This window comes from Campylobacter sp. BCW_6461 (assembly GCF_001762735.1).
In the GTDB taxonomy this organism is placed as follows: domain Bacteria; phylum Campylobacterota; class Campylobacteria; order Campylobacterales; family Campylobacteraceae; genus Campylobacter_D; species Campylobacter_D jejuni.
This window is the reverse complement of sequence record NZ_MJXJ01000002.1, coordinates 1-12489: the sequence shown is the minus strand read 5'-3', so window position 1 is coordinate 12489 and position 12489 is coordinate 1. Positions and strand designations below refer to the sequence as shown.

Genomic DNA, 12489 nt, shown 5'->3' with positions numbered 1-12489 from the left:
CTATAAATATGCACCTTTATAAGGTGCATATTTTTATCTTCCAAACTCTTGGTTTTGAGTTTTTTCAGGCTCTTTGATTTCTTGAGTTTGCTGTATTTGTTGTTCTTGTTTTTGTGCTTTCATTTCAGCTTCATTAACAACTTTAATTCCAGCATTTGAAATTACAGCTATAAACTCATTCCCTTTTTCTTTAAGTTCTTGTTTTAATTCTTCATTATAAAGCCTTACATTAGTTTCTAAATAGTGGCTTTTAGTTCCATCTTGATTTTGGTGTTCTACAATTCCAACTCCTTCAATTAATTCTTTTGCAGATTCTCGCTTCTGATTAATTGTGTAGTAAAAATAACCTTGCTCATTTATATTAGAGTTGATATAAATGAAATCATCTCTATTTTGTGAATTTGTAGGTTTTAAAACTATATTGTGAGTTTTTTCATCTCTATTAACAAAATAGTTTTTCCATACCTCGTTAACTTTTGCAGAAAAAAGCACAGCTCCGTGTTCCATTGCAGCAACTTGTCCAGCTTCTTTAATAACATCGATGAGGGCAGTATCTACCTTTCTTTGTTGAATATCACCTTCCTTGCCTCTATAATTTAAAGCATTGTTTGTATCGATAACAATTTTATCATTAACTAATTTTCCAAATGCCATTTTTTGCTCCTTTTTTTAATAAATTTGTGATTTGTTTTTTGTTTTTTGCATTTTTTTTGTATATAATTCCCTTGTTCATTCACCTCCTTGTAGTGTGATTTGAATACTATTTTTATTCTCATTGAAAATAGTTTTTTTGTTTTTTGCAAAGCTCAAGGTAAAGCTTCCTTTGCTATTTTCATCAATAGAGATAGTGGCTAAACCTTGAGTGATTGTGCTTACTCTTTCTTTTAAATTGTTATATTCTGAATATTTTATATAAGTAAGCAAAATTAAAATGCCAAGAGCCATACCTAACCCTATAGAAGTAAAACTAAAAAATATAAGATACCATTTTGTATTTTTTGTCATTTTTGTAAAAATTTCTGAAAATGTATTCAATTTTAGTTTTCCATTTTCAACGAAACGATCGAGAAATGAATTATAATTTTCTGCATTATGAGAAAGTTTATATTCTACTATTTCACAAAATTTGTTGATTTGTTCATTATATTTTTTAAGTTTATCATCCAGCGATAATTTTTGAATTTCATTAGCAAATTCTGCAAAATCTTCCATTGTTTTTTTAATAGAGGCTGTTTTATTAATAAATTCTTTTTCTTCATCGCTTGGCGGATTTTTAAAATAAGAAATAAGAGCTAGAAAAGTATTATCTAGCTCAATAATATTTTTTTCTAAATCTTTAAAAATTCCATCTTCTGTATTATTGCTTGAATTTTGTTTCCCAATATTAATTTTAGCAATAATTGTTTTGATAAGATTCTCAAATTTACTCAATAGTTCATTATAATTTTGTATAACCATATTGGTTGAATTATCTTCCTTAGCCAACTCATAAAGGTTATTTTCATTAGAATTAATTTCTTCATTCATAGTTATTTCTCATTTATCCAGCAATCTTTTTTAATAATTATTTTTTGGTAAAAAGCAATATCGATTCTGTAATATTTACCAAATCCTCCTTGCTTTCTTTTGTCAGCAGGCAATCTAATAAATTCCGCATAGCTTACAGGGACTAATTTCTCTCCTTGTTCTCTTTGAGAGATAGGTAAAGCATTATAAATTTCTTGTGATACTTCTTTTAACTCATAACCTCTTTCCCAGTCTTTTTTCTCATAAAATTTAGTATTGCAAGTATATTTTAGATGATAGTCTGTATATTTAGATGAAGCTAAAAGTCTACAAGAATTTGTAAGTTGTGGATTAATTCTATATCCATAATGCTTTATAATTTCAGTAGTGCAAGAACTTTCAGCTCCGCATTTTTTTATAGTTTCAGTTCTTAATAGAGTGTTTTCAACTCGGTTATTTAATGCAGGTACAGAGCATTCTCCATCCAAATGAACCAAAATATCATTTTTATATTTATACATTTCAGGATCACTTGAAGCATCTACAGGGCATAAATTTAAAAAACTTCTGCGTTTAGCGATTACATCTGCCCATTTTCGTGCATCAATGCTAAAATATCTTGCCAAAGCTGTACCGCATTCAGGTGGTTTAACAGGACTTGCAAGGCAAAGCATCGCTTCACAAGCTAATTTAGTATCTCCTGTTAAAACATCTAATTTTATTGCATTAGATGATGATACAACTCCAAAAAACAAAATTGTTGCGAAAGTAATTTTTTTCATTTTTATTCTCCTAAGTTAGTTTTATTGAAAAATAAGATATTTACTTTATTAAAATCGCGTTCAATAGGGCTCACAGGTTGTAATTCTATGGGTGCAAGAACTTGATTTTTTTCAAAATAATGTTTGTATTGTTTAATTAAATCATCTCTACCTACTAAAATAATTTTTGTTGAATTGTGGGCGAGTAAAAAAGTTTTAGTAACAAGATCATTTTTAATAAAATCATCATCCACAGTCTTTTTTTCAACCACAATATGATAAGTCCAGTTAAATCCACTTAAATAAGGATCTTTTGGAACGAAACTGTATTTGTGCTCCAAAATAGAATTATTAATAGATAATGCAGAGCTATCATCTAATCGCTTTGCTTTTGGTGCAGAACATCCAACCATTAATGAAGTGATTAAAGCTAAACTAAGCGACATTTTTTTCATTGTTTTCTCCTATAATTTGAATTTTAATTTTGCATTCTCCTTTTAAGATTGCATCTTCTAATTGTTTGCGTGAAGGGATTTTTTTTATTCCTGATAGGCTTTTTGAAACAGCCTTAAATTTATCCATGAAATATGAATCTGAATAGTAGAATGCTTTATTGCATAAAATGGGCTTACCACTATCAATAGTAATAAGTTCATTTTCAAAAGGCATTTCTCTAAGTTCTTGTGGAAGCATTAATGCTCTACTTGCTTCGCTAATACTTCTTGATCCGCCACCATTACCACCTGAATTAATACTTCTTGAGCTTGTTTTAAAAGTAGTATTTCCTAAAATCCTAGAGATAGCTTCTGCGTCTTCTTGCTCTCTTGGTGCATAGAAAATTTGACAAGCATGGTTAGTCAAAAGGGTTTTTGCCCCTTCCTTGCCATAACCTAAAGGCGGTTGTGTTTCAAGTTGTGAATTAGATTGATAAATCATCAAAGAGCGTAACCAATATCCAGCCATAAAACTTATCGCAGATTGATAAATAGGAATTCTGCTAGGTGCAGTAAATTCATCCATAACCATCAAACAAGTGTATTTTAATTCTTTATTGCTTTGTGGCAATTCTTTGGTGTTTAATAAAATAAGTTGCGACCAAAAAATGTTTAAAATAAATTGAGCATTTGCGAGTTGATCAGGTGTAATACCTATATAAATTGTCATTTTCTTTTTACGCAAATCTCGCAAATCAAAATCACTTGTTTCTGTGCTTAATCTTAATGTTTCACTTTCAAATGGCACAAGCGGAGCATTAAAAGAGCTCATTACGCCTGATTTAGTAGCATCTGAGTTGATATTAAAATAAGTTTCTAAACGCCTTATAGTTGCTTCATCTAAGATTTCACAATAGACCAAGAAATTATATGTATCATCAAAACCTCTTAAGGTTTTTTCTTCATTCTTGAGTGAAAAGCCTTTTGAGAGTTGCAAGATATTGTAAAAGTTAAAATTTCCTACATCTACATTAAAAGATTTTTGAAATTCTTTACCCATATCTGTGAGTTGCAAATCACGCCATAAATAACAAAGACCTATAAAGAGATTTTGTGCTAAACCATTAAAAAATTTTGAAGTAGAATCCCCATCAAGTGGATAAAGTATGTTAGCCAAATCCATTAATTGACTATCGCAATGTTCTTTATCACTCATATCAATGTAAGTTAAAGGATTATAACGATGAGTCTGTCTTGAAAATGGATTAAACAAATACACTTCTTGTTTTAAAATCTCTTTTCTATATTTGCTTGTATAGTCAAAACATTCTTGCTTAATATCTTGCACAACAGCACTTTCTTGCCACTCTAATAAGTTTGGTATTACTATACCTACACCCTTACCACTTCTTGTGGGAGCTCCTAAAGCTACAAATTGCTGACCGCCAAATCTTAGCAATTTTCCTTTATATTTTCCGATAATAATTCCTTTATCGCCAAATAAATTCATTTTTTTAATCTCATTAAAATTTGCAAATCTAGCTTCACCAAATTGAGATTTTTTGGCTTTTAAAGATAACACCAAAACAGAAAAAACAACAAAACAAATGCCAAAAGTAATACTCAAAGAAAGCCATATTTTTGGATAACCATTAGCGATTGCTTGTAGCGTAAAATTTATGTTATAAATTTCAATCGCTTTCATTATTTTTACCTTGTTTAAAAAAAAGAAAACAAGAGGCGTTAGTAAATATGTAAGAAAAACACTAGAAATCGCAAGAAAAATAATTTGAATACTTTTGTTATTTTGCATTTATCTCTCCTTTTCTTTGGTTTGAATATGGTTCTTTCCTTTGGCGTCAAACTCTTTTAGTTTTGCTTTAAAATCATTTGCGGATTTGTTTTGTTGTGGTATAATGCTGTTAGCGGTTACTGAATGTGCATTTGCACCAGATAATTCTTGATTATTACCGCCCAGCTCGGCAGGTCTCGAGGTGTGAAGGGAGTGGACGGCTTCACCAGTAACTGCTTGTTCTTTTTTAGCCAATCTTTTAAAATTTCTATTTGATGATATATTTGCGTGAAAAATTGTATTAGTTCCACTATCATTTCTAATACCAATATCGCCAATTTTTTGCTTTTTGTCTTGCAAATGTTTGACTGCTATAAAATCCTTTTCATTTTTAGGTCTAGGATTTTTAATAATTAATTCAGGTTCTTTAACCACTTCTTTAATTGTGTTTGAAACTTCTTGCATATCTTTAAACATTTCGGGGTGATTTGTATATAACTTCTTTAAATCAGCGATTGCTTCTTTGTCTCCTAAAAGCTTTGATAATCTTTCGCAAAGCTCAAAGATTTCTAATTCTTTATCACTCATTAGAATCCTTTTTGATATTCTCTATTTCTTTAAAATAAATGCCACTAATACGCCTTTTTCCGTGATGAGCGTGGATATGCACGACAATATCAATTAAATCTTTAAGTGTTTTTTGGATAATTTCAAAAGGAACGCATTGACCTTGTGGGTTTTGCAAAGTCATTAAGGCAAGTCGTGTGAATGTTTCTTCAGGACTTCCTGCATGACAACTTGTAATGCTTCCACCATGTCCACTAGCTAAGACATTGATAAAATCATAAGTTTCCGCACCTCTAAGCTCTGCAAGTAAAATTCTGTCAGGCTTCATTCTTAGACAAGATTTTAAAAGCGTTGCAGAATTTAAAAAATCTGTGCTTTTTGCTTCACTCGGATAGAATAATTGCACGAAATTTTTGTGTTCGTAGAATTTGATTTCTTCAACATCTTCTATTGTTATGATCCGATCATCGAGGCTTATGAAATCAATAAGAGTTTTCATAAAAGTGGTTTTACCACTGCCAGTTTCACCAGCGATGATGATATTTTTACCATAGCTAACAGCTTTTGATATAAAAGCTTGATAATCTCTTTCTTTATATAACTTGATTAATTCTTCATCGCTTGGTTTGATTATATTTTTATCATCAGGGTTTAAATCTTCGAAAAGTCCACTTTTAACATGATCTTCCATTTTAAAGCGAGTTTTGCTTGGTTTTCTGATAGTAATTGAAATATGTTCGCTTTTGGTAGCAGGCGGAATAACAATTTGCATACGCTCTCCGCCTACCAAAATACAAGAAAGAATAGGGCGTGATACATCTATTTTGTCTTTTTTAAAAGAGGCTGAAGCAGTTGCAAAATGTCCTGCGGACTCAAAATCAAGTTCTGTTTGTACAGATTCCCATAATCCTTTGGAGTTTTGTACCCAAATTTTATTATCGCCGTTATAGCAGATTTCATTGATATTATCATCTTTTAAAAATTCTCCGAAATATTTTTGAGTGTATTTATCTAGCGTTATTGACATTCTTTTTCCTTGTAAGCTTATAAACCTTTGAAAAATCTATATCTCTGTTTACATAAACACCGACCAAATCTCCGTGATTCTTATAAAGAGTAGGTTTAATATCAATCATTTTTTCTAATGCTGTATTTGCGATTTCTTTTGCAGAATCTCTTGTATTTTCAGTGTAATTGGCATAATTATTTTTATTATCTTTGCCTGTAATTTGATCCGCTAAGATAGCCAGTGAATCATCTATCATTGATAATAAAATAGCAGAGCCAAATCGTTTTAAATAATGATGATCTACCCATCCTTGCATTCCACTTGCTCCAAGTTCATCGGTTGCACCAGAATAAACAGGGATGATAATATTGTTTGGTGTTCTAATTTCTTGCCAAATCACAAAAAGTCTATCCATGCCATCATCTAATTGTCCAGCATTGAAAGTTCCTGTAATGGTGCTACCCTTTTCTATTAAAAGTGTATTTCCATTTGCTGAATAAACATCATTTGAAACAATACAAGCAATACCACCTTTAATAGAGCTTACTAATCTTGTTTTTAGGGCACAACCTATATAAGTGCCTTTAGGTAAGAGTAAATTTTGATCAAATTCGCTAACTTTGGCAATTGTCGGAGTAAATACTTCACCTGTAAATTCTCCACCGCTTTGGAAATTGTTAGAATTTTGTAAAGCACCTGAACCATTTTGTCCAAATTCAAATACAGTGTTTGGCTTATCTCCAAATTCTCCTCTATCTCCTGTGCTACCCCCATTAAATCCATTATTAGATGAAGCAACAACAGTAACTCCAATGCCTTTAACAATTCTAGGTTTTGGAGGTTCTGCTTCAAGCATCAAAGCTGTAGTTTGTGTAGGTTGTTCTTGTGCCACGAGCTCATCAAATGTTTTTTGAGCAGATGAAGGTGGTGGAGCAAATTCCTTTGTTTTAACACTTTGAGCTATATCATTATTTTCTTCTTTTGGTGCTTCTTCTATATCGTTGTTATTTCCTGAAAATGATTTCAGGAAATAAACCATTAAAAAAATAAACAGTAAGCCGCCAACAGCAAAAATTGCGTAAGCTTGTATTTTTTTAAGATGATTTTTTTGTTCATGCAAATCACTTGTGTGATTTTCAAAATCATTGTCTAAATTATCTTGTTCTTTATCTTGCATGCCTGCTTCCTATTTTTTATTTATTTCTCTTTGAATATTTTCATTAGAGGTTTCTCTTGTTTTATTTAATGGATTTTTTGCATAACCACGATTGAAAATACCAACGACCTTATCGCCACTTCTCAATAGAATTTGTTTTGCGATTTTTTGAACCACCAAAACTTCATAATTTCCATCTTTTTTAATATGAGTATTCAAAATACTTTCTTTACCATTGTCATACATGAAAACAGCAGGAAAGGTTTTAGTATTATCAAATCCTATATATGTAAAAACACCATCATCATAAGCAAAATTCGGTGCTATATCTTCACTTCCTTTATTAACTTTCATATAAAAATCCCAATTTCTAGGAATGGTATTCTTATTTAAATCTGTGCGTATTTTCTCTTGTTCTTGTGCTTCTAAAAATTCTTTAGTTGCTTCTAAGTCTTTTTTAGGATAAGAAAAACTAAGTTTATAGGTAGTGTTATTATTTTGATTTACAAGTTTTAAATCAAAAACATAAGTGTTTAGATTTGTAATAACAATTAAGTTTGTTTTCCAATCATGAGGATTTGGATCTAAAACGAATTCTTGTGATACTTGGCTTTCCCCCATATTATTATTATCTTGTTGCACAAGTTGTGTTTTATAAGCTTTTGGCTTAATGAATAAGAGATTATCTTTTTCTATTAAATCCCAACCTTCTGCAAAACCTGTGGCAGTATTAATAATCCTTTCATCAATGCCAAATTCTAATACGCTTACATAGCCATTTTTTGCATTGATTTGGAAAACATCATTTGCATTATAAACCGCATAAGCAATTCTTTTATCAAAAGAAGAAGTTTTTGGGATATTTAAGGCAAAAGCAGGAGCCAAAAATAAAAAAGAAAGGATAGCTAAAGTAATATTTTTCATCTTATCTCCTCATCAATTCTGTAATTAGTTACTTTAAAGCCAAGAGGATTTAAAATTCTATTTTCCTCACTAGCTTTAGCTAAAATATAGTCATAGCTTAATGTGATTACTTTGGTGGATTCTGACAATCCTCTAGTATTTAAATTTTTTGTAATAATTTTTGCTCTTATAGTTGAAGTTTTAATCCCATTGCTATTGCCAAGAACGATACTTAAAATTTGCACATTTACTTCATTTGAGTTTTTTAAAATTTGATCTCTAGCATTTTCACCTTCATACCAAGCTCTATATTCATTTGCGACTTTTTCAGAGCTCATCAATTGAGTGAGTAAATAATCTTGATTTAAAAGCTCATAGTAATATCCTTCTCTAGCTTTTACATATTGAGAGATAAAATACTTATCAAGAGCTTCATTACTTGAAATTTCTTTTTCATCAAGCATAGTTAAAATATCTACCATACCTGTAGTATTGTCTACTCGAATTACATATGGCTCTATTGTTTTTAGAGGGGTAAGTAAGACAACTGCTACGATTGAAATTATGGCTATAAAAATAGAAACAAAAGCGATAAGCCAAGCTCTTTTATTACTTTTATCGATTAAATATCTGAAACTAGCTTCATAATCCATTGCGGTATTAAAGTCATTTTTCATTCATAGTTCCTTTATTTAAATCTTTGTTTTGATTGATGGGAATCCACCCTGTTTGATTATTAAAAAATTCATCATATTTGCCTTGATTTTTAGTGCTACAAGCACTAAAAAATAACACACCACAAAATAAAATAAAAATTAATTTAGCCTGCATTTCTAGCCCTTTCATACATTTTTTTTGCAAAACTATAACCACCTTTAGCAGCTAACTTCGCACCTTTAGCAGCTAACTTTGCACCAGTTTTTCCTGCATTTACAGTTTTTCCTGCAGCTTTTCCTGCAGTCCAACCTGCCAATCTACTAACAGGATTTAAAGCAGATCCCATAGCTCCGCCCATAGCTCCTTCCATTGAAACATTTGCGACTTTTTCAGCATAAAGTTTTGCAGAAATAATCATAATGACAAGAACTAAGGAAGCAATGACGAAGAAAATGCTTGTGCCTAATACTTCGTCTCCTGCTTGAGTTACTTTTGCAAAATACTTAATCCAAGTTGATACTTGCTCCATAAAAACACTCAAAAATAATCCTACAAGTAAAATCACTAAAGTATTTGAAAGTAAAAGTCCTATCCATTGCGTGAAAACATTTTTAGTGGATTTAAATATTAAAAGCCAAAAGACTATAGGAGCGGTTATTACGAGTAGTGTTTGTGTAAAAGTTGTAATCACAAAGATAGCAAGTGTCGGCACAACAGCGATTACAAATCCTACATAACAAAGCAGCATTGCTACAATGGCTAAAATAGCACCTCCAACACCACTTGATTTAGCCCAAATTATGTTTGCTAGTTGTGCTGTGTTCGCATACATTTCATCTAATGTTTTATACATTTGTGTTCCACCCCCAGCCCATTCATAAATTCCATCCATAGCATTAATGACTAAAGTAAGCCATCCACCGATATTTAAAGCAAAAGTAATGGCAAGAAGTTTTCCTGCTATATCCCAAGTAAGTTCTCTAATAGGGCTTTGGCTTGTTCCCATTAAAACTTCATAGCCTTTATACATAATAACTAAAGTTATGATTATAGAAAGCAATACACTAAGCTCAGCAACCTTATCACTCGCGCCTACTTGTCTTATCGCATCAACAATTTGTTGTATGCTTTTACCTAGAGTTTGAAAAAGATCTAAATTCATTTGTTATTCTTAAAAAATTCCATAGCACTTTCTCGTGGCTTTTGTAACGACTTAGAATATTCTTGCATAGCCATATCTTCTTGGATTCTTCTTTGGTTTTCATAGCTTGCATTGGCTAAATCAACTTGATTTTTAACCATTTGAATTTTTGCTACTTCTAATTGGATAGCATTGCCGACATCTGTGCTTTCTTTAATATCTTTGGAATTTGCTAATTTATCTTGCAATTTTTGGAGTGTTTGGCTAATTGTATCCATTTGTTTTGAAGCTTGATTATAGGTTTCTACTTGAGCAGCATAAGTGATTAAATTCATTTTGCAAATGTTTTTTTCTGATTGACTTAAAAAATCAAAATTACATCGATCAAAGCTCGTATATTTTCCAAAAATTTCGCTACCTTTATCACTTAAAAAATCCTGCGGATCTCTTAAAACATCATTGTAAAAAGATTGTATATTTTGTCCAGATTCTGCGAAATCTGAATAAATTTGTTTTATATCTTTCACAAAAGATACCGAATCTCTTACACCTGTTTTTGATAAGAGTTCATCTTTGTATGCTTGTATTTGTTTTTGGTAGTGTGATACAGTTTCAGTCCATCTTGAAGCCTCTTTTGTCCATTCTGCTATTTGTTTTGCATTTTGAGTTGCCATTTGTTGATTTGCAGTTGTATCAACTACAGGAATGCCAGCACCAAGTGAAAAGCAAGGCAAAATTAATATAGAAGTAAAAATGAGAATAGATTTTTTAAATTTTTGGATATAATTTTGTGGGGTTAGCCATAGGGCTGCAACCCTGTGGCTAAATTTAACCTCAGAAAAGAGGTGATTAAATTGAGTTACGCAAATCTCATAGTTATAATTATACTCCTTTGTATAATTATAGTCAAGGCTTATTAGTCTTGCCCCATTTTCATGGGGATGAGATTTACCTATGGCTTTATTATTATTAACACCAAAGATAATTTTTTTCATTTTTTACCTTTCAAATGATTTTTCTTGTTTTTTGCAAAGCTCTTTATCAATAGCTTCATCTAATGCTTGGTTTATATCTTCTTGTAAAAAAGAAGATATAGATTTATGATTGATATAAAATTCATATACTTCATCTAAAATTATTTCTATTTGATCTGAATTAAGATCTTCCATTGAAGAACTTTTTTCAAATAAAAACAAAGCTTTAATCAGCTTTTCATGATTTGAAGTTTCTAATTCTTGTGCTAATTCTTCTACACTTAAATTTTTTATAGACATTTTTATCCTTAAATCTTAAAATACTTGTGTTTCTTCATCTATATTTGTGTTTTGATAATCAATATTTGGCTCTTTTGGTGGGACTTGTGGATTTTGTGCTCCATTGTCATCTTTATCTTTTTTGCCAAGCCAATAAAATTTAGAAACAATAACGCTCAATGCTGTTTTTGTATTTCCTGATTCATCTTGATATTGACTAGAAGATAATTCACCACTGCATGCAAACTGCGAACCTTTTCTAATATGTGTTGACGCACTTTCGGCACTTTTGCCAAATAAAACGATGGGTATCCAAACTGTGCTACTCTCTTCATTACCTCTTTCATTTTTCCAACGCTTAGTAATGGCAAGAGAGTTTTTTGCAAAAATTCTTCCACTATTTGTGGTGCCTATTTCGAAATCTTTTCCTAAGTATCCGATTAAATTTACATTATTCATTGTTTAACTCCTTTTCATTTGTATAATGTTTTTTCATCTTTTAAACTCCTTATTTATAGATTTAATTGCATTTGTTTTTTTGGTGCTAAATTCTTCTAATTTTGCTTTAAAATCATTCACAGATTGGTTTTGTTGTGGTATAATACTTTCAACAGAGTTGTGAAAATCGCGGTCGTTAAACTCTTGGCGAAGCTGACCCCGTTCGCCCCTCTCTGTTTTGCTGTGAGCAGTTAATAATCTGTGTCCTTTTCCAAAATCTCTTTCACCATAGTTTAAAATACTTCCATCATTTGCTTTGGTTTTCCAACTATACCCCTGATATCTTTCATCATACTCTGCCTCCACACCTTTAGCCACCTTAGGGAATGAAAGCATTTCTTGTGTAGTAACCATTCCTCTTAAATTTGGATTATCTAAATGTTTTTTGATTTCTTTTTCCATAAAGTCTTTATCTACTTTAATGTCCCCCACATTACTTTTAACCCTTGTATGTGTTTTATCTTCTTTTAACACTTTATACATTTGAGAGCTTTCTTTTTTGCTTTGTTTATCCCAAGCAATGTCTTTAAGATGAGTAATTCTTTTCTTGATTACATTAATAGTTGCTTCTAGTTGCTTAACATCGTTTTCTAAAGCTAATATTTCTTTTTGTAATTCTTTATCACTCATTGCAACTTCTTTGGATCTTTTGGTGTGCGATTATCTACAAGATAATTTAAAGAAAATACATTTTTAGCTTCTTTGGAATAAGGGTTATCTGTGATAGTCACACTAACCTTGTAATCGTTTTGTGGTAAATTTGGATAAATAAGTTCCATTAAATCTGTTAAGTATTTATTAGGGCTTTTAAT

16 protein-coding genes and 1 pseudogene are annotated in these 12489 nt (G+C 30.9%); all 17 read right to left on the bottom strand.

Annotation, left to right across the window (positions count from 1 at the left end):
- Positions 1-33: 33 nt before the first annotated feature.
- Positions 34-654 carry a hypothetical protein gene (locus AJ882_RS00095; protein ID WP_002834102.1) on the bottom strand — a complete coding sequence of 207 codons (621 nt, stop codon included), beginning with the start codon at positions 652-654 and terminating at the stop codon, positions 34-36.
- A gap of 75 nt (positions 655-729) precedes the next feature.
- Positions 730-1527 (bottom strand): hypothetical protein, encoded by a 798-nt coding sequence (locus AJ882_RS00090; RefSeq protein WP_070279623.1) that lies wholly within the window; start codon positions 1525-1527, stop codon positions 730-732.
- A gap of 2 nt (positions 1528-1529) precedes the next feature.
- On the bottom strand, positions 1530-2288 hold the full coding sequence (locus tag AJ882_RS00085) for a TrbM/KikA/MpfK family conjugal transfer protein (RefSeq protein WP_002779640.1): 759 nt from the start codon (positions 2286-2288) through the stop codon (positions 1530-1532).
- Between the two features lie 2 nt (positions 2289-2290).
- A complete protein-coding gene (locus AJ882_RS00080) occupies positions 2291-2722 on the bottom strand; it encodes a cag pathogenicity island Cag12 family protein (protein ID WP_002788520.1) in 432 nt (143 codons plus the stop codon).
- Entirely contained in the window at positions 2703-4514 is a 1812-nt protein-coding gene (locus AJ882_RS00075; RefSeq protein ID WP_002804389.1) for a type IV secretory system conjugative DNA transfer family protein, read from the bottom strand. Before AJ882_RS00075 ends, AJ882_RS00080 begins: the two co-directional genes overlap by 20 nt.
- The gene (locus AJ882_RS00070; RefSeq protein ID WP_002801292.1) at positions 4515-5081 is read right to left on the bottom strand and encodes a hypothetical protein; all 567 of its coding nucleotides are present in this window, start codon (positions 5079-5081) and stop codon (positions 4515-4517) included.
- On the bottom strand, positions 5074-6087 hold the full coding sequence (virB11, locus tag AJ882_RS00065; RefSeq protein ID WP_002804391.1) for a P-type DNA transfer ATPase VirB11: 1014 nt from the start codon (positions 6085-6087) through the stop codon (positions 5074-5076). Before virB11 ends, AJ882_RS00070 begins: the two co-directional genes overlap by 8 nt.
- On the bottom strand, positions 6068-7246 hold the full coding sequence (gene virB10 / locus AJ882_RS00060) for a type IV secretion system protein VirB10 (protein ID WP_002804394.1): 1179 nt from the start codon (positions 7244-7246) through the stop codon (positions 6068-6070). The genes virB11 and virB10 overlap by 20 nt, the downstream gene beginning before the upstream one ends.
- Positions 7247-7255: 9 nt before the next feature.
- Positions 7256-8149 carry a P-type conjugative transfer protein VirB9 gene (virB9, locus tag AJ882_RS00055; RefSeq protein ID WP_070273471.1) on the bottom strand — a complete coding sequence of 298 codons (894 nt, stop codon included), beginning with the start codon at positions 8147-8149 and terminating at the stop codon, positions 7256-7258.
- Positions 8146-8805 (bottom strand): virB8 family protein, encoded by a 660-nt coding sequence (locus AJ882_RS00050; RefSeq protein ID WP_002788516.1) that lies wholly within the window; start codon positions 8803-8805, stop codon positions 8146-8148. Before AJ882_RS00050 ends, virB9 begins: the two co-directional genes overlap by 4 nt.
- Positions 8795-8959: a hypothetical protein gene (locus tag AJ882_RS09405; protein WP_002788514.1), complete on the bottom strand. Its 165-nt coding sequence runs from the start codon at positions 8957-8959 to the stop codon at positions 8795-8797. Before AJ882_RS09405 ends, AJ882_RS00050 begins: the two co-directional genes overlap by 11 nt.
- Entirely contained in the window at positions 8949-9947 is a 999-nt protein-coding gene (locus tag AJ882_RS00045) for a type IV secretion system protein (protein WP_002790209.1), read from the bottom strand. The genes AJ882_RS09405 and AJ882_RS00045 overlap by 11 nt, the downstream gene beginning before the upstream one ends.
- Positions 9944-10921: a type IV secretion system protein gene (locus tag AJ882_RS00040; RefSeq protein WP_070273470.1), complete on the bottom strand. Its 978-nt coding sequence runs from the start codon at positions 10919-10921 to the stop codon at positions 9944-9946. The genes AJ882_RS00045 and AJ882_RS00040 overlap by 4 nt, the downstream gene beginning before the upstream one ends.
- Before the next feature lie 3 nt (positions 10922-10924).
- On the bottom strand, positions 10925-11200 hold the full coding sequence (locus tag AJ882_RS00035; RefSeq protein WP_002779630.1) for a hypothetical protein: 276 nt from the start codon (positions 11198-11200) through the stop codon (positions 10925-10927).
- A 15-nt stretch (positions 11201-11215) separates the two neighbouring features.
- Positions 11216-11638: a single-stranded DNA-binding protein gene (locus AJ882_RS00030; protein ID WP_070279622.1), complete on the bottom strand. Its 423-nt coding sequence runs from the start codon at positions 11636-11638 to the stop codon at positions 11216-11218.
- A 33-nt stretch (positions 11639-11671) separates the two neighbouring features.
- A complete protein-coding gene (locus AJ882_RS00025) occupies positions 11672-12307 on the bottom strand; it encodes a hypothetical protein (RefSeq protein ID WP_002801682.1) in 636 nt (211 codons plus the stop codon).
- Positions 12304-12489, bottom strand: a pseudogene (locus AJ882_RS00020) (phage regulatory protein); the annotation flags it as partial. The pseudogene AJ882_RS00020 and the gene AJ882_RS00025, both read right to left, overlap by 4 nt.

Bases quoted from the DNA above. Each gene is read 5' to 3' on its own strand.
- AJ882_RS00095 (WP_002834102.1), bottom strand. From the start codon at position 654: ATGGCATTTGGAAAATTAGTTAATGATAAAATTGTTATCGATACAAAC.
- AJ882_RS00090 (WP_070279623.1), bottom strand. From the start codon at position 1,527: ATGAATGAAGAAATTAATTCTAATGAAAATAACCTTTATGAGTTGGCT.
- AJ882_RS00085 (WP_002779640.1), bottom strand. From the start codon at position 2,288: ATGAAAAAAATTACTTTCGCAACAATTTTGTTTTTTGGAGTTGTATCA.
- AJ882_RS00080 (WP_002788520.1), bottom strand. From the start codon at position 2,722: ATGAAAAAAATGTCGCTTAGTTTAGCTTTAATCACTTCATTAATGGTT.
- AJ882_RS00075 (WP_002804389.1), bottom strand. From the start codon at position 4,514: ATGCAAAATAACAAAAGTATTCAAATTATTTTTCTTGCGATTTCTAGT.
- AJ882_RS00070 (WP_002801292.1), bottom strand. From the start codon at position 5,081: ATGAGTGATAAAGAATTAGAAATCTTTGAGCTTTGCGAAAGATTATCA.
- virB11 (WP_002804391.1), bottom strand. From the start codon at position 6,087: ATGTCAATAACGCTAGATAAATACACTCAAAAATATTTCGGAGAATTT.
- virB10 (WP_002804394.1), bottom strand. From the start codon at position 7,246: ATGCAAGATAAAGAACAAGATAATTTAGACAATGATTTTGAAAATCAC.
- virB9 (WP_070273471.1), bottom strand. From the start codon at position 8,149: ATGAAAAATATTACTTTAGCTATCCTTTCTTTTTTATTTTTGGCTCCT.
- AJ882_RS00050 (WP_002788516.1), bottom strand. From the start codon at position 8,805: ATGAAAAATGACTTTAATACCGCAATGGATTATGAAGCTAGTTTCAGA.
- AJ882_RS09405 (WP_002788514.1), bottom strand. From the start codon at position 8,959: ATGCAGGCTAAATTAATTTTTATTTTATTTTGTGGTGTGTTATTTTTT.
- AJ882_RS00045 (WP_002790209.1), bottom strand. From the start codon at position 9,947: ATGAATTTAGATCTTTTTCAAACTCTAGGTAAAAGCATACAACAAATT.
- AJ882_RS00040 (WP_070273470.1), bottom strand. From the start codon at position 10,921: ATGAAAAAAATTATCTTTGGTGTTAATAATAATAAAGCCATAGGTAAA.
- AJ882_RS00035 (WP_002779630.1), bottom strand. From the start codon at position 11,200: ATGTCTATAAAAAATTTAAGTGTAGAAGAATTAGCACAAGAATTAGAA.
- AJ882_RS00030 (WP_070279622.1), bottom strand. From the start codon at position 11,638: ATGAATAATGTAAATTTAATCGGATACTTAGGAAAAGATTTCGAAATA.
- AJ882_RS00025 (WP_002801682.1), bottom strand. From the start codon at position 12,307: ATGAGTGATAAAGAATTACAAAAAGAAATATTAGCTTTAGAAAACGAT.